The organism is Mycobacterium sp. SMC-4 (assembly GCF_050205565.1).
Taxonomy (GTDB): Bacteria; Actinomycetota; Actinomycetes; order Mycobacteriales; family Mycobacteriaceae; genus Mycobacterium.
Genome location: NZ_JBNMQU010000001.1, coordinates 690,392 through 705,575, shown reverse-complemented (window position 1 = coordinate 705,575; position 15,184 = coordinate 690,392). Strand labels below are relative to the sequence as shown.

The window sequence follows — 15,184 nt, the reverse complement described above, 5'->3', positions numbered from 1 at the left end:
CGTAGCGGGCTACTGAGGCCCATTGCGGCCGGCGCTGCACACACTCATCGTTGAAGGTGACGCGCTCGCCGAGGAGGGAACCCATGCCCAAGAGCCTTGTCCTGTGCTGTGACGGCACGTGGAACACCCCAGACCAGAAAAGGCCGACCAACGTCACGAAGGTCGCGTTGGCGGTGGCCGAGACGAACGACAGCGGCGAGCCCCAACGGACCCTCTACCACCGGGGCGTCGGGTCCTCGGTCGGGGAGCGCTTCCGGGGCGGCGCCTTCGGGTACGGATTGTCGCGCAATGTGCGCCAGGTCTACCGGTTCCTCGTGGAGAACTACGAACCAGGTGATCGGCTCTACTTCTTCGGGTTCAGTCGCGGCGCGTTCACCGCGCGCAGCACCGCCGGATTCGTCCGCAACTGCGGCATCCTGCGCCGTTCGGAGAGTGACCGCGTCGACGAGGCGTATGACCTGTACCGCAGCAAGAAGCCCGGCACCCGGCCCAGGAGTGTGGAGGCATCGCTTTTCCGGCGCGCCTATTCGCACGAGCCCCGGATCCGGTTCATCGGGGTCTGGGACACGGTGGGCGCCTTGGGCGTTCCGCTGAACGGTCTGCTGCTGAGCAGCTGGATCAACCGTCGTTGGCAGTTCCACGACACGGAGCTCAGCAGCCATGTGGATGCGGCCTTCCACGCGCTCGCGATCGACGAACAGCGGGGGCCGTTCGAGCCCACGCTGTGGACGCGGCAACCGGAGGCGCGTGCGCAGCAGGTGCTCGAACAAGTGTGGTTCAGCGGCGTGCATTGCGACGTCGGGGGAGGCAATCCCGAGCACGGGCTCAGTGACATCCCGCTGCTGTGGATGGTTTCTCGGGCCCGTGGGTGCGGATTGCGTTTCACACCAGAGGCATTCACCCGCGGCGTGGACTCGACCTCGTCGGAGACAGAACAGCTGACTCGGGTTGCCCCGGACCCGCTGGCCGGCTTCAGTGACTCGCGCACCGGGATGTACCGGTGCATCCGCCGTCACCGGCGGACGCTGGGCACGTCGCACCGCGGGAACGAATTCGTCTCGTCGAGTGCGCTTTTCCGTCTGCAGACACTGCCCGACTACCGCCCCGTGGGACTCGACGGCTACCCGGAGCGTGACCAGCCGCCGGTGATGACCGTGGAGTCGGCGAACCCTTAGGACCCGGCCACATCGACTCGGACAGAGTCGGTGTCCGGCAGAACCACAGTAGGGACGCCCGGCGGTGACGGTTGCCGGATGAGGAACCACCGGTCGTTGGCATAGGTGAGAACCGAGTAGCCGAGATAGCTGTACCGGCACGTGTGGCCGTTCTGTCCTGTCTGGCATGTCGGCTGCTGGGCACCGGCGATGCCGAGGTCAGTGGTGCTGGTGACCAGGGTCGCCGGGCGCGGCAGCCGCCCTGAGCGAATATCCTCGGCGACCGCTGCGCCCACCTGACCGGCGTAGATCGACACCGCCCAGAAGGCTGCGGCCAGCACCAGCAGCACGCCCACCGCCAGGACGGTCACCGATGGCCGGAAGCGGGTGCTGGTCCGGTACAGCACGAACTGCATGACGACCAAGGCGCCACTGAGGCACAGCATCACGGCGCTGGCCATCGGTTCGGCGTAGCCGGCGATTCCCAGGACCCCCCACACCAGCAAGCCCGCTGTCGTAACAGCCAACGCGATGCGTACGCTCCTGCGCACAGCGTCGGACGCGGTGTTGGCTTCGTTCCAGCGCAGCGCCGCGGACATCGCCGCCAGCGCACCCACGGCCAGGATCGTCCACACCGCAGGTTTGAAGAAGACCTCGGCACTGCGCATCACATAGTCAGAGGTGCTGTAGTCCAGAAGGCTCACCGGCACACCGAAGGTGTCGAACAGCACCCGGGTGCGAACCCAGCCGAAGTAGAACATCAGAGCCGAGAGAACTGCGCCGAATCCTGCTATGCCAGCGGCTGTCTCGATCAGAGACTTGACGTCTGAACGGAAACCGGAGGTGTCGCTCGTGGTCACGGAATGCCGACCCCCTGCTGTATCGGGGGATCGACGGGTTCACCGGTGTCCGACGGTTCGGTCGACGGCTCTGGCGCGATCGTCGGCTCCGCGGTCACGCCGGGGATCGGCGCCACGCCGGGAATCGGCCCCAACTCGGGCGCCACGCCGGGAATGGGCGCCGGGGCCCCGGGGACGGGTTCATGCGGCCGGTGTTCGGCCGACGACCCACCGCCCCGGACACCCTCACCGCCGCATCCGGCACAGACGATCGCCAGGACCACGATTGCGTTTTTGGACCACATGCCGGAATCGTGGCCCTGCTGCGGGAACACGGCATGCGTAGTGCGCTACGCAAAAATCGACTATCCGCGGTGCCACTACACTGCCGGAGGCGAGGCCCGCCGCGAAGAAAGGCTGACGACGACGTGACGATGCCGCAGAGATTGTCGCTGACGCTGCCCCACCTCGAGGTCGCCGCGCTGGCCTGGGGACCCGAGGACGGACGCCTGGCGCTGTGTCTGCACGGCTTCCCCGACAGCGCGTGGGGATGGGGCCGGCTGGCGCCGCTGCTTGCCGAGCAGGGTCTGCGCGTCGTGGCACCGTTCATGCGCGGCTACGCGCCCACCGGCCCGGCCGCCGACGGCGACTATCACATCGGCGCGCTCATGTTCGACGCGCTGGCGGTGTACAAGCATCTCGGTGCACCCGACGACGCGATCCTGATCGGCCACGACTGGGGTGCGTTCGCCGGAAACGGCATCGCCGCGCACCCGGAATCGCCGTTCGTCAAGCATGTCTCGTTGGCCGTGCCGCCGGTGGCCGCGATCAACCGGACGCGCGGACCGGTCGGCCGTCAACTGCAGATGCTGCCGCGCCAGCTCCGCAAGAGCTGGTACATCCAGTTCTTCCAGGTACCGGGCGCCCCCGAGCGGGTGCTGCCGCGCGTCATCCGCCGGCTCTGGCGCGACTGGGGTCCGCCCGGTTACGACACCACCGCCGAACTGGAGGCCGCGCTGGCGGCCCTGCCGACTCTGGCCCACCGCCAGGCTGCGGTCGGGTACTACCGCGCGCTGGTGCGGCCCGGCGGTCCGCTGCCGCGCTACGCCGAACTGCACTCGCACCGCTTCGAGTTGCCGCGGGTACCGATCCTGCACATGCACGGCGAGCAGGACGGCGCCATGCTGGCCGAATACGCCAAACCGATCACCTCGGTGCTGCCGCCCGGTAGCCGCGTGCAGTTCGTGCCGGCCGCGGGCCACTTCCTGCAGATCGAGCGGCCGGACGTGGTCGCCACGGCAATCCTGGACTTCGTGCGGTCACGCTAACGTGGTGGCCGTGACCCGGAGGAAACTGTCCGTCGCCGTGCTGTCCGTCGCCGTCCTGGCGATCGGGGGCTGCAACCAAGACGCCGCCCGACCGGTGGCGGTGCCCTCCCCGAACCCGGCAGCGGCCACAGAGTTCGCCGAGTCGCTGGCCGACAAGGTCACTGCCGACGCGACCATGGCGCACCTGGAGAAGTTGCAGGAGATCGCCGACGCCCACGGCGGCAACCGCGCGCTGGGCACGCCCGGTTACGGCGCCAGCGTCGACTACGTGGCCAAAGCGTTGCGCGACAAGGGTTTCGACGTCAAGACACCCGAGTTCGAGGTGCGGCTGCCGTGGGCCGACGAGCCGTCGCTGACGGTTGCCGACGCGAAAGTCCCGGCGCGGCCACTCGAGTTCACCATCGGCACACCGCCGGAAGGTGTCGCAGGACCGCTGGTGGCCGCGCGTGTCGAGGAGACCCCCGGCTGCACCGTCGAGGACTACGACGGCCTGCCGGTGCAGGGGGCCGTGGTGCTGGTGGATCGAGGCTCGTGCCCGTTCGGCGCCAAACAGGCCGTCGCCGCCGAGCGCGGTGCGGTGGCACTCATCGTGGCGGACAACACCAATCCCGACGAGCTCGTCGGAGGCACTCTCGGTGACGGCACCGACGTCAAGATCCCGGTGATCGGCGTCGGCAGAAACGCCGGGGAAGAACTGCGCGCCCGCGCCGACGCCCCGACGACGATCACGATGAACGCCGGAGTCCGAACCGAGAACACCCGCAACGTGATTGCCCAGACCCGTACCGGCTCGACCACCGACGTGGTGGTGGTCGGCGCGCACCTGGACAGCGTGGCCGAGGGGCCCGGCATCAACGACAACGGTTCCGGGGTTGCGGCGGTCCTCGAGACCGCGCTGCAACTCGGCAGTTCCCCGGCCGTCGAGAATGCCGTCCGGTTCGCGTTCTGGGGTGCCGAGGAGAACGGGCTGCTCGGCTCGCAGGACTATGTCGGGTCACTCAGCATCGAGGAACTCAAAGACATTGCGCTGTACCTGAACTTCGACATGATCGGCTCGCCCAACCCCGGCTACTTCACCTACGACGGCAACCTGTCCGCGCGCCCCGATCCGAGGTTGCCGGTGCCCCGCACGCCGGAAGGATCCGCCGGTATCGAGCGCACGCTGGTCGCGTACCTCGAGGGTGCCGGGAAGGCGGCGCGGGACACCTTCTTCGACGGACGATCGGACTACGAGGCCTTCACTCGCGCCGGGGTCCCGGCCGGCGGCCTGTTCTCCGGTGCCGAGGACAAGATGAGTGCCGAGGAAGCGGATCTGTGGGGCGGTCGCGCCGACGAACCGTTCGACCCGAACTACCACAAGGACACCGACACCCTCGACAACATCGACCGCACCGCCATGGAGATCCACGGCAGCGGCGTCGGTTACGTGGTCGGCCTGTACGCGCAGAATCAGCGTGGGCGCAACGGTATTCCGCTGCGGGAAGACCGCACACGCCACACACTCGACGAATCCTGAGCTAGGTCAGCGGCTTTCGGCTTCATCGTGCACCGCGCTCTCCGCTGATCGGTAGCCCAGCAGCCGCATGCCGTGGTAGATCACCAGCGCGGCGATCGAGCCCAGCGCGATACCGGTGAACGTGAGGCTGCCGAGCTGCCAGGTGAAGTCGGCGATGCCAATAATCAGTGGAATGGCCGCGGTCATCTGGTTGATCGGCTTGGAGAAGTCGATGTGGTTGGTCAGCCAGATCCGCACCCCGAGGATGCCCACCAGGCCGTAGAGCACCACGGTGGCGCCGCCGAGCACGCCGGCGGGGATCGCGACGATGACGGCGCCGACCTTGGGACACAACGACAACGCGATCGCGACGGCGGCGGCCACCCAGTACGCGGCCGTCGAATAGACGCGGGTCGCCGCCATCACGCCGATGTTCTCCGCGTAGGTGGTGGTCGCCGACCCGCCGCCGAATCCGGCCAGCGTGGTGGCCACCCCGTCGGCGGCCAGCGCGCGACCCATCAACGGATCCATGTCGGTGCGGGTCATCTGCCCGACCGACTTCACGTGGCCGATGTTCTCGGCAATCAGCGCGATCACCGCCGGCAGGAACATCGGCAACACTCCGAGGGTGAACGTCGGTGTCTGGAACTCCGGCAACCCGAACCAGGCGGCCTCGGAGATGCCGGTGGTGTCGACTTCCCCGAGCACCAGAGCCAGGACGTACGCCGCCACGACGGCGAGGAAGATCGCCAGCCGGCCGATCATCCCGCGGAAGAACGCCAGCGCGCCCACCAGCAGTACCAGCGTGACGGACCCGAGCAGCGGCCCTTTCTCGAAGTTGTCCTTGGCCACAGGCGCCAGGTTGAAGCCGATCAGCGCGACCACCGCGCCGGTGACCACCGGCGGCAGCGTCAGGTCCAGCCACCGGGTGCCGGCCAGATGCACGACGCCGCCGACGAGGATCAGCAGCAGGCCCACGGCCACGATCCCACCCAGTGCGCTGCCGGTACCGCCCGACGCGACGGCGGCCACCACCGGCGCGATCACCGAGAAGCTGGAGCCCAGGTAGCTCGGCAGCCGATTGCCGGTGATGAGCAGGAACAGCACCGTGCCCACACCGGAGAACAGCAGCGTCGTCGCCGGAGGGAAGCCGGTCAGGACCGGCACGAGGAAGGTGGCGCCGAACATCGCCACGACGTGCTGAGCACCCAGCCCGATCGTGCGGGGCCAGCTCAGACGTTCGTCGGGGGCGACGACGAAGTCAGGATCGGTGCGGGATTCGACGGGTCTCCAGGTGAGCACGGAAGCGACTACACACCATGCGTGCGCGCACCGCCAGTCCAGTACACGACCATGCCGGCCGCCACGACCGCGGCGCCCGCGACCACCGACGTCCACGGCAGCGTGCAGGCCAGTACGACGCAGCCGATCAACCCGGCCGTCGGCAGCGTGCGTCGGGTCCCCAGAGTCCAGGCCGACGCGTTGGCGACCGCGTAGTACAGCAGCACCCCGAACGACGAGAACCCGATCACCGCGCGCACGTCGGCCACCGCGGCGACGGCGGCGACGAGGCCCCCGACCACGAGTTGGGCGCGCACCGGAGCGCCGCGACGAGGATCGAGGACGGCCAGCGCGGACGGGAGATGACGGTCCCGCGCCATCGCCAGCGTCGTCCGGGACACACCGAGCAGCAGAGCCAGCAGCGCCCCCAGGGCGCCGGCGGCCGCCCCGACCGTCACCACGGGCGTCAACGCCGGGAACCCGGCCGCGGACACCGCAGCCACCAGCGGGGCCGCCGTGTCGGCGAGTTGTTCGCTGCCCAGCTGGGCCAGCACAGCCACGGCGACCACGCCGTAGACCACCAGCGCGATCGCCAACGACCAGGCCACCGCCCGCGGGATGGTGTGTTCCGGGTCGCGGACCTCTTCGCTCAGCGTCGCGATGCGCGCGTAGCCGGCGAAGGCGAAGAACATCAGCCCGGCGGCCTGCAGCACGCCGTACCCGGAGACACCGTCCGGCGCCAGGCGGGCGGCGTCGGCGTCGCCGAAGCCCAGTGCGGCGACCACCACCAGGGCGAGCACGCCCAGCACGAAGACCACGATCACCCGGGTCAACGCCGCGGACCGTTGCACTCCGACGCAACCGAGCGCGGTCAGGATCACCACGGCCGCAACCGCGATCAGCCGGGCGTGCTGCGGCCACACATAGTGCCCGACGGTCAGCGCCATCGCGGCACACGACGCGGTCTTGCCGACGATGAAGCTCCACCCGGCGGTGTGGCCCCAGAACGGCCCGAGCCGTTCGGTTCCGTACACGTAGGCCCCGCCCGAGCGGGGATAGCGCGCCGCCAGTCGCGCCGAGGACAGGCCGTTGCACACGGCCACCGCGGCGGCCACCACCAGGGCGATCAGCAGCGCCGGCCCGGCCGCGGCGGCGGCCGGAGCCAGCACCACGAAAATGCCCGCGCCGACCATCGATCCGAGACCGAGGGTGACGGCGTCGAGCGTGCCCAGTCGACGCGGCAGCGTCGACCCAGTGTCAGCGGTCAGCGGTTACGCACCACGTTGCCGCCCAGGTACAGCAGGTAGCCGGCCAGGCCGACGAGCGCGATCTTGCGGGTCTTGGGTGCGGCGATACCCAGCCCGACGGCGGTCTCGATGGCGCCGTCGATGTAGACGTACTTGCGGGTGTCGTTCGGGAACGCCGGCTTGGTGAATTCCTCGTAGGCCTGCGGGACGACGAAGTGCGACAGCCCGGTCGCGGCCAGCGCCAGGCCGCCGATGGTGGCAGCGCGGGAATTCTGTTGGGACACAGTGCTCCTAGGTGAGTTGGTAATCGCTGAGCGGGAACGTCGAGGCTTCCTTGATGGCGTCCCGCGTGGACATCGGTCGCAGCAGGCTCGGTTCCCCGTGCGGATTGAAATAGTAAGACCGCGACGCCGCACAGTTGCCCAGCGTCCACAGCGAGTCGCCGAGCAGTTCGGTCATCCGGTCCAGATAGGCGGTGTTGGCGGCTTCGGTGACTTCGAACGTGGTCGCGCCGCGACGCGCGAGCTCCCCGAAAAGCCGGTCCATCAACCGCATCTGGTATTCCATGGTGTTGAAGAAGTTCAACCCGAGGAACGCGTACGGACTGGCCAGGCTCAGATAGTTGGGGAAGTACGGCATCGAGACGCCCTGGTAGGCCTGGAACCGGTTCTCGCGCCACCATTTCCCGAGATTGCGGCCGTCGCGGCCGATCACCTCGATGGCCGGGAAGTTGGCTTCCCACAGGTCGAAACCGGTGGCCAGCACCAGAGTATCGACGGCGGTCTCGGTGCCGTCGGCGTTGACGATGCCGTCGGTGGTGATGTGGTCGATGCCGTCGGTCTGCAGATGGACGTGCGGTTTGGTGAAAGTGCGGAAGTAGCTGTTGGAGAACGTCGGTCGCTTACATCCGATGTCGTAGTCGGGCGTCAGCCGGCGCCGAAGTTCCTTGTCGCGGATCGCGATGAACTGGTTGATCTTGCACAGGTCCATCGCGGAGATGTTGAGACGGCGGAACAGCGGAACCTTGTAGTGCACCACCCCGACGGTGATCATCGCCTCGTAGATGGTGTCGGTGATCGCCCGGACGATGCGCTGTGTCCACGGCATGCGCGCGAACAGCCGCTTGGTGCGTTCGGAGATCCGGAAGTCCAGCTTGGGGGCCACCCAGATCGGGGTGCGCTGGTACACGGTCAGGTCGGCGGCCGTCTTGGCCAGCTCGGGAATCAGCTGGACGGCGGTGGCACCGGTGCCGATCACCGCGATCCGCTCCCCGTCGGGACGGTAGGTGTCGTCCCAGTCGGTGGTGTGCACCACTTTGCCGGCGAAGTTCTCGATACCGGGGATGTCGGGCAGCTTCGGCTGCGACAGGAACCCGGTGGCGGTGATCAGGAACTGCGCGGTCAGTTCCGGTCCGTCGGAGACGTTCACCCGCCACAGCGACGCGTCGGGGTCCCAGCGGGCACCGTCGACGGTGGTGTTGAAGCGGATGTGCCGGCGTATGTCGTATTTGTCGGCGACTGCGTCGGCGTACTGCTTGATCTCGGTTCCCGTGGAGAACAGCCGCGACCAGTTCGGGTTCGGTTCGAAGAAGTACGAATACGTGGTGGTCGGCACATCGACGGCCAGGCCCGGGTAGTGGTTGACGTACCAGGTGCCGCCGAGGTCGTCCTCGCGGTCGAGAAGCACGAAGTTCTGGTATCCCAGGCGTTTGAGCTGGATGGCAGCGCCGATCCCGGCGAACCCGGCTCCCACGATGAGCGCGTCGAAATGCTCCGATGGCATGAACAAACGGTACCCGAGGTCCGGGGCGCCTTCGCCCGTGAGAGGCGCTCAGGCCAGCAGGTCGAGCGCGGCGTCGACCGCCGCGGCGGGCACGTCCAGCGCTTTCGACTTCAGATCGTGCCGCGCACCGGTGACCTCGACGATCCGCGTCGGGGCGGGAATCAGCTCGACGGCCGGACGCAGTTCGTCGAGGGTGCCGAACGGGTCGGAGGTGCCGTGGGTGAACACCGTGGGCACCGTGATCCGGGGCAGATGTTCGGTGCGCGCCCGCTCCGGCTTGCCCGGCGGATGCAGCGGATAGGAGAACAACGTCAGCACGTCGACAACCAGACCGTCCGCCACGGCCATCGACGTGAGCCGTCCGCCGTAGGAATGTCCGCCGGCCAGCACCGGCCCGTCGACCAGGCCCCGGACGGTCTGGACCGCGTCGACGATCCCGGCCTGGTCGGCGGCCGCCGATCCCGACGGCGGTCCCTTCGGCCGGCGCCGCCGGTAGGGCAGGTTGTAGCGCACCGCCAGCCACCCGCGCCGGGCCCACTCGTCGCACAGCGCGATCAGCATCGGCGACTCCCGGCTCCCGCCGGCGCCGTGGGTCAGCGCCACCGCCCCCACCGGCGTGCCCGCCGGCTCATGGGCCACGCCGGCCATGTCGTCGAGTCCGGCTAGCATTCGCCGAGCCGGAACAGCGCCGACACCGGGCCGTGGCCCTGGCCCAGCGGATAGGCGGCCTTCAGACATTCGGTCACCCAGCGTTTCCCGAACGCGACCGCCTCGGGCACGGTGTGGCCGTGGGCCAGCGCGCTGGCCACCGCCGCGGCCAGCGTGTCACCCGCCCCGTGGTCGTGGGCGGTGTCGATGCGCGCAGAGTCGAACTCGTGGAAGTCGTTGCCGTCGAACAACAGATCGGGGCTGTGCGGAGAGGTCCGCAGATGCCCACCCTTGACCAGGGACCACTGCGGACCCATCGCGTGCAGGGCCCGCGCAGCGGAGCGCTGGGTCTCGTCGTCGACCACCTCGATGCCGGTGAGCAAGCGCACTTCGTCGAGGTTGGGGGTGACCAACGTGGCCAGCGGGAACAACCGACTGCGCAGGGCGTCCAAGGCGTCGGTGTGCAGCAACGGATCTCCGTGCATCGAGGCACACACCGGGTCGACGACCAGCGGCACCCGGCCGGTCAGGCCTTGACCGTCCCACGTGTCGGCGATGGTCTCGATGATCGCCGAGGACGCCAGCATGCCGGTCTTGGCCGCCTGCACCCCGATGTCGGAGGCGACCACCTCGATCTGGCCGGCGATGACGTCGGTGGGGATTTCGTGAAATCCCCGCACGCCCAACGAATTCTGCACGGTGACCGCGGTGACGGTCACCGCGCTGTGCACCCCGAGCAGTGCGAAGGTTCGCATGTCGGCCTGGATGCCGGCACCGCCGCCGGAATCCGATCCGGCGATCGTCATCACCCGCGGCGGGGTCTGGCCGGGCGGGGTCAGGGGCAGGTAGGTCACGACGACACCACCGGCAGGTACACGCGGTTGCCGTGCTCGGCGAACTCACGGGCCTTGTCTGCCATGCCCTTTTCGTAGGCCTGCTTCTGGTAGGTGTCGCGGACCTCGTGGCTGATCCGCATCGAGCAGAACTTCGGCCCGCACATCGAGCAGAAGTGCGCCGTCTTGGCGGGCGCCGCGGGCAGGGTCTGGTCGTGGTACTCACGGGCGGTGTCGGGGTCCAGTGACAGGTGGAACTGGTCCTCCCAGCGGAACTCGAAACGTGCCCGCGACAACGCGTCGTCGCGCTGCTGGGCGCGCGGGTGTCCTTTCGCGAGATCCGCTGCGTGCGCGGCGATCCGGTAGGCGATCACGCCGTCCTTGACGTCTTGGCGGTTGGGTAGGCCCAGATGCTCCTTGGGCGTGACATAGCACAGCATCGCGGTGCCGGCCTGGGCGATCATCGCGGCGCCGATCGCGGAGGTGATGTGATCGTAGGCCGGCGCGATGTCGGTGGCCAGCGGGCCCAGCGTGTAGAAGGGCGCCTCGTCGCACCACTCCTCCTCGAGCCGGACGTTTTCGACGATCTTGTGCATCGGCACGTGACCGGGACCCTCGATCATCACCTGCACACCATGGGATCTGGCGATCCTGGTCAGCTCACCGAGGGTGCGCAGCTCGGCGAACTGCGCGGCGTCGTTGGCGTCGGCGATGGACCCGGGGCGCAACCCGTCGCCGAGGGAGAACGTGACGTCGTAGCGGGCGAAGATCTCGCAGAGTTCTTCGAAGTGGGTGTAGAGGAACGATTCCTGATGATGCGCCAGACACCAGGCTGCCATGATCGATCCACCGCGGGACACGATCCCGGTGACGCGGTCGACGGTCAGCGGGATGTGGCGCAGCAGCACCCCGGCGTGCACGGTCATGTAGTCCACACCCTGCTCGCACTGCTCGATCACGGTGTCGCGGTAGAGCTCCCACGTCAACGCGACCGGGTCGCCGCCCGTCTTCTCCAGCGCCTGGTACATCGGTACGGTCCCGACCGGGACGGGGGAGTTGCGCAGGATCCATTCGCGGGTGGTGTGGATGTCCCGCCCGGTGGACAGGTCCATGATGGTGTCGGCGCCCCACCGGGTGGCCCACACCATCTTGTCGACCTCTTCGGCGATGGACGACGACACGGCCGAATTGCCGATGTTGGCATTGACTTTCACCGCGAACGCCTTGCCGATGATCATCGGTTCGGCCTCGGGATGGCGGTGGTTGGCGGGGATCACCGCGCGGCCGCGGGCGACCTCGTCGCGCACCAGTTCGGCCGGTACCCCTTCGCGTTCGGCGATGAACGCCATCTCCGCGGTGATCTCACCGGTGCGGGCCCGCTGGAACTGGGTGCCGCGGTCGGTCACGACGGCCCGGCGCGGCAGGCCGGCCTCCAGATCGATGACGGCGGTGTCGTCGGTGTACGGGCCGGAGGTGTCGTAGAGATCGAGGTGCTCACCGGTGGTGAGATGCACGCGGCGGAACGGTACCCGCGCGTCACCGCGATAGACCTTGCTGCTGCCCGCGATCGGGCCGGTGGTCACGGTGGGGACATCAGTCATTGCGTTCTCCCTACGCCGGCATTACCCGGTCAGGTTCGTACGGTCGACGGGCCTACCCGTCCTCTCAGCGCGCTCGGTACGCGCTCCCGCGTGGTTGACGAATGCCACGCTAGCGCAACGGTGCAGCGCTGGGAAGGGTGCCACGTGGGTTGCCGACGGTCACCGCAGCTCCACGAGCACCGGGGCATGGTCGCTGGGGGTGCCCACCCGGTTCTTGCCGGACTTGCGTTCGTCGCGGACGATCTCGGCGTGCTCGACGCGTTCGGCCAGCGCCGGCGAGCCGAGGATGAAGTCGATGCGCATGCCGCGGTTCTTCGGGAAGCGCAACTGCGTGTAATCCCAGTAGGTGAAGACACCGGGCCCGGGCGTGTGCGGGCGCACCACGTCGGTGAACCCGGCCTCGACGATCGCCTCGAACGCGCTGCGCTCGGGTTCGGTGACGTGTGTGCTGTGCTGGTAGAACTCCACGCTCCACACGTCGTCGTCGGTCGGGGCGATGTTCCAGTCACCGACCAGCGCGATCGGCGCCGACGGATTGTCGGCCAGCCACCCGGAGGCGGTGTTGCGCAGTGCGGCAAGCCATTCCAGTTTGTACCGATAGTGCGGCGAGTCGACGGTGCGGCCGTTGGGCACATACAGGCTCCACACCCGCACCCCGGCGCACGTCGCCCCGAGCGCGCGGGCTTCCGCGGCGGCCTCGACATCGGGTTTGTCGCCCCACGTCGGCTGCCCGTCGAAACCGACCTCGACGTCGTCGATGCCGACCCGCGAGGCGATGGCCACACCGTTCCACTGGTTGAACCCGCAGTGCACCACCTCGTAGCCCAGCGCGGCGAACGGCATGGTGGGGAACTGCTCGTCGGAGCACTTCGTCTCCTGCATCGCCAGCACGTCGACGTCGGCGCGGGACAGCCAGTCGGTGACCCGGTCGACCCTGGCGCGGATGGAGTTGACGTTCCAGGTGGCCAGACGCATGGATCTCACAGTAGAGCGTCGGCGCGCACGTACCGGGACCGATGGTGGGTCCAGAAACCCATCGACTCGTACAGAGTGCGTGCGGCGGTGTTGTCGGCGAGCACCTGGACGTAGGCGCGGGTGGCGCCGCGCTGCGCCGCCCAGTGCAGCAGTCCGGCGCACAGACTGCGCGCCAGGCCTCGGCGCCGGGCGTCTTCGGACACCCGTACCGCCGACACACCCGCCCAGCGGGTGCCGTCGGGTGCCTCGGTGACCGCCACGCGGCCCACGGCCGCATCGGCGAGGGTGCCGAACCCGACCTCGCCGTCGACGACGGCGGTGAGCACCTCGACCGGAACGTCGCGCTGGTAGAGCTGCAGCCACCGGTCGTCGGGCCTGGCCGTGATCTCGACGGGGGTGTCCTGCGGTGAGCCCAGTTCGGTTGCCATGACGAGGTTCTCGGCGTCGGTGGGGATGCCCGGGGGAATCCGGAACAGCCGGTCGGGCGCGGCGATCAATGCCGGCGCACCGCGGTCGGCGTACCACTGCGCCACAGCCGTGATCTCGCTGTGCGAGGTGAAACGCAGCGGCACAGCGGAATTGGCGCGGCGAGTGGCGCCGCCACGGCGCAGAAACCACCCTTCGATCCACCGGTGCTCGGTGCCCGGCCACGCCAGGGCCGCGGCGTGCTCGAGGTTGCGGATCTCTCCGGTGCGTACCGGGACCTCCGGCAGCGCGCGGACGGCGACCACGTCGGCCGGGTCGACGGCCACGACGTCGCCGCTGCGGGTCTGCACCAGCACCGCAGGTTCCGTCTCCAGGAGCCGGCCCACCACGTCGGTCAGCGGTGGGACCTCACCGGCGGGCAGGCGGTAGCGCAGGCTCACGCGGGTGCCGACGTCGGGCATCACCGGCACGGGTCAGTGGCCGAACGGGTCGGGGTCCTCGCCGGGCATCCAGGACAGTCCCGGCACGCCCCACCCGTTGGACTTGACCGCCCGCTTGGCGCTGCGCGCATTGCGGCCGATCAACCGGTCCAGATAGAGGAAGCCGTCCAGATGCCCGGTCTCGTGCTGCAGCATCCGCGCGAACAGGTCGGTGCCCTCGAGCGTGATCGGGGTGCCGTCGGCGTCCAGGCCGGTGACCCGCGCCCACGACGCCCGCCCGGTCGGGAACGATTCGCCCGGCACCGAAAGGCAGCCTTCGTCGTCGTCCTCGGGGTCGGGCATGGTCTCGGGCACCTCGGAGGTTTCCAGTACCGGATTGACCACCACGCCGCGGCGACGCAGCGTCTTGCCGCGCGCGTCGGCGCAGTCGTACACGAAGACCCGCTTGGCCACACCGATCTGGTTGGCGGCCAGGCCAACTCCGTGGGCGGCGTCCATCGTGTCGTACAGGTCGGTGATGAGATCGGTGATCTCGGGAGGCAGCGAGCCGTCCTCGGCGACCTCCACCGGTTCGGTGGGGGCGTGCAGGACAGGGTCGCCGACGATGCGGATCGGACGTACGGCCATGGTGGGCCAGCTTAATGGGGCGGCGTCGGCGACATTTTCCGCGCCGACGCGCGGCGATCCGTGTCTCGCCCGTGACCGAGCCGTGATTGAATACTCGCGAAAACCACATGGATGTCATTCACTTTTCGGAAGGGTCCAAGAAGCGATATGGATGGCGCGATCGCGCGGGCTGAGCAGTCCGGGGACGACACCGAACCCGCCGACGGCCTGACCCGTCGGGAACACGACATCTTGGCGTTCGAACGGCAATGGTGGAAGTACGCGGGTTCCAAGGAAGACGCGATCAAAGAGCTGTTCTCGATGTCGGCCACCCGCTACTACCAGGTGCTCAACGCACTGGTGGACCGGCCCGAAGCGCTGGCGGCCGATCCGATGCTGGTCAAGCGTCTCCGCAGACTGCGGGCCAGCCGGCAGAAGGCACGCGCCGCCCGCCGCCTCGGCTTCGATGTGACCTGATTGCGACCTGACTCTTTCGGCACAAGCTCGGCGGGTCGATACAGTAGGCGCC

Annotated in this window: 16 protein-coding genes and 1 riboswitch; of the genes, 4 read left to right on the top strand and 12 right to left on the bottom strand. The window is 68.7% G+C overall.

Annotated elements, in window-relative coordinates; genetic code table 11:
* Nucleotides 1–83 precede the first annotated feature (83 nt).
* Nucleotides 84–1,175: a DUF2235 domain-containing protein gene (locus ACQI46_RS03440; RefSeq protein WP_427092519.1), complete on the top strand. Its 1,092-nt coding sequence runs from the start codon at nucleotides 84–86 to the stop codon at nucleotides 1,173–1,175.
* Here ACQI46_RS03440 and ACQI46_RS03435 read toward each other — a convergent pair.
* Together ACQI46_RS03435 and ACQI46_RS03430 are read right to left on the bottom strand one after the other, a co-directional pair.
* The gene (locus tag ACQI46_RS03435) at nucleotides 1,172–2,014 is read right to left on the bottom strand and encodes a hypothetical protein (protein ID WP_427092518.1); all 843 of its coding nucleotides are present in this window, start codon (nucleotides 2,012–2,014) and stop codon (nucleotides 1,172–1,174) included. The genes ACQI46_RS03440 and ACQI46_RS03435 overlap by 4 nt on opposite strands.
* Nucleotides 2,011–2,298, bottom strand: a complete 288-nt coding sequence (locus ACQI46_RS03430) for a hypothetical protein (protein WP_427092517.1) — start codon at nucleotides 2,296–2,298, stop codon at nucleotides 2,011–2,013. The genes ACQI46_RS03435 and ACQI46_RS03430 overlap by 4 nt, the downstream gene beginning before the upstream one ends.
* 123 nt (nucleotides 2,299–2,421) lie before the next feature.
* On the opposite strand from ACQI46_RS03430, the gene ACQI46_RS03425 reads away from it, so the two are divergent.
* Complete coding sequence (locus tag ACQI46_RS03425; protein ID WP_427092516.1) at nucleotides 2,422–3,321, top strand: alpha/beta fold hydrolase; 900 nt, start codon at nucleotides 2,422–2,424, stop codon at nucleotides 3,319–3,321.
* A 10-nt stretch (nucleotides 3,322–3,331) separates the two neighbouring features.
* Nucleotides 3,332–4,837: a M28 family metallopeptidase gene (locus ACQI46_RS03420; protein ID WP_427092515.1), complete on the top strand. Its 1,506-nt coding sequence runs from the start codon at nucleotides 3,332–3,334 to the stop codon at nucleotides 4,835–4,837.
* A gap of 6 nt (nucleotides 4,838–4,843) precedes the next feature.
* On the opposite strand, the gene ACQI46_RS03415 is transcribed toward ACQI46_RS03420, so the two are convergent.
* From ACQI46_RS03415 to ACQI46_RS03370, 10 genes are all read right to left on the bottom strand, one after another.
* On the bottom strand, nucleotides 4,844–6,118 hold the full coding sequence (locus ACQI46_RS03415; protein WP_427092514.1) for a uracil-xanthine permease family protein: 1,275 nt from the start codon (nucleotides 6,116–6,118) through the stop codon (nucleotides 4,844–4,846).
* An 8-nt stretch (nucleotides 6,119–6,126) separates the two neighbouring features.
* Entirely contained in the window at nucleotides 6,127–7,365 is a 1,239-nt protein-coding gene (locus tag ACQI46_RS03410; protein ID WP_427092795.1) for an APC family permease, read from the bottom strand.
* The gene (locus ACQI46_RS03405) at nucleotides 7,362–7,628 is read right to left on the bottom strand and encodes a hypothetical protein (RefSeq protein ID WP_427092513.1); all 267 of its coding nucleotides are present in this window, start codon (nucleotides 7,626–7,628) and stop codon (nucleotides 7,362–7,364) included. Before ACQI46_RS03405 ends, ACQI46_RS03410 begins: the two co-directional genes overlap by 4 nt.
* A 7-nt stretch (nucleotides 7,629–7,635) precedes the next feature.
* Complete coding sequence (locus tag ACQI46_RS03400) at nucleotides 7,636–9,126, bottom strand: flavin-containing monooxygenase (protein WP_427092512.1); 1,491 nt, start codon at nucleotides 9,124–9,126, stop codon at nucleotides 7,636–7,638.
* Between the two features lie 48 nt (nucleotides 9,127–9,174).
* On the bottom strand, nucleotides 9,175–9,795 hold the full coding sequence (locus tag ACQI46_RS03395) for an alpha/beta family hydrolase (protein WP_427092511.1): 621 nt from the start codon (nucleotides 9,793–9,795) through the stop codon (nucleotides 9,175–9,177).
* Nucleotides 9,789–10,628 (bottom strand): bifunctional hydroxymethylpyrimidine kinase/phosphomethylpyrimidine kinase, encoded by an 840-nt coding sequence (gene thiD / locus ACQI46_RS03390; RefSeq protein ID WP_427092510.1) that lies wholly within the window; start codon nucleotides 10,626–10,628, stop codon nucleotides 9,789–9,791. Before thiD ends, ACQI46_RS03395 begins: the two co-directional genes overlap by 7 nt.
* A complete protein-coding gene (gene thiC, locus ACQI46_RS03385; RefSeq protein WP_427092509.1) occupies nucleotides 10,625–12,208 on the bottom strand; it encodes a phosphomethylpyrimidine synthase ThiC in 1,584 nt (527 codons plus the stop codon). Before thiC ends, thiD begins: the two co-directional genes overlap by 4 nt.
* Nucleotides 12,199–12,308, bottom strand: a riboswitch (TPP riboswitch). (Overlaps the previous gene by 10 nt.)
* Before the next feature lie 59 nt (nucleotides 12,309–12,367).
* Nucleotides 12,368–13,183: an exodeoxyribonuclease III gene (locus ACQI46_RS03380; protein ID WP_427092508.1), complete on the bottom strand. Its 816-nt coding sequence runs from the start codon at nucleotides 13,181–13,183 to the stop codon at nucleotides 12,368–12,370.
* Between the two features lie 5 nt (nucleotides 13,184–13,188).
* Nucleotides 13,189–14,070, bottom strand: coding sequence for an N-acetylglutamate synthase, CG3035 family (locus ACQI46_RS03375; protein WP_427092507.1), 882 nt, complete (start codon nucleotides 14,068–14,070; stop codon nucleotides 13,189–13,191).
* 12 nt (nucleotides 14,071–14,082) lie between these two features.
* On the bottom strand, nucleotides 14,083–14,676 hold the full coding sequence (locus ACQI46_RS03370; RefSeq protein ID WP_427092506.1) for a peptide deformylase: 594 nt from the start codon (nucleotides 14,674–14,676) through the stop codon (nucleotides 14,083–14,085).
* 147 nt (nucleotides 14,677–14,823) lie between these two features.
* On the opposite strand from ACQI46_RS03370, the gene ACQI46_RS03365 reads away from it, so the two are divergent.
* Nucleotides 14,824–15,132: a DUF3263 domain-containing protein gene (locus ACQI46_RS03365; protein WP_260761685.1), complete on the top strand. Its 309-nt coding sequence runs from the start codon at nucleotides 14,824–14,826 to the stop codon at nucleotides 15,130–15,132.
* Nucleotides 15,133–15,184: the final 52 nt, after the last annotated feature.

Bases quoted from the DNA above. Each gene is read 5' to 3' on its own strand.
- ACQI46_RS03440 (WP_427092519.1), top strand. From the start codon at position 84: ATGCCCAAGAGCCTTGTCCTGTGCTGTGACGGCACGTGGAACACCCCA.
- ACQI46_RS03430 (WP_427092517.1), bottom strand. From the start codon at position 2,298: ATGTGGTCCAAAAACGCAATCGTGGTCCTGGCGATCGTCTGTGCCGGA.
- ACQI46_RS03400 (WP_427092512.1), bottom strand. From the start codon at position 9,126: ATGCCATCGGAGCATTTCGACGCGCTCATCGTGGGAGCCGGGTTCGCC.
- ACQI46_RS03395 (WP_427092511.1), bottom strand. From the start codon at position 9,795: ATGCTAGCCGGACTCGACGACATGGCCGGCGTGGCCCATGAGCCGGCG.
- thiC (WP_427092509.1), bottom strand. From the start codon at position 12,208: ATGACTGATGTCCCCACCGTGACCACCGGCCCGATCGCGGGCAGCAGC.
- ACQI46_RS03380 (WP_427092508.1), bottom strand. From the start codon at position 13,183: ATGCGTCTGGCCACCTGGAACGTCAACTCCATCCGCGCCAGGGTCGAC.
- ACQI46_RS03375 (WP_427092507.1), bottom strand. From the start codon at position 14,070: ATGCCCGACGTCGGCACCCGCGTGAGCCTGCGCTACCGCCTGCCCGCC.
- ACQI46_RS03370 (WP_427092506.1), bottom strand. From the start codon at position 14,676: ATGGCCGTACGTCCGATCCGCATCGTCGGCGACCCTGTCCTGCACGCC.
- ACQI46_RS03365 (WP_260761685.1), top strand. From the start codon at position 14,824: ATGGATGGCGCGATCGCGCGGGCTGAGCAGTCCGGGGACGACACCGAA.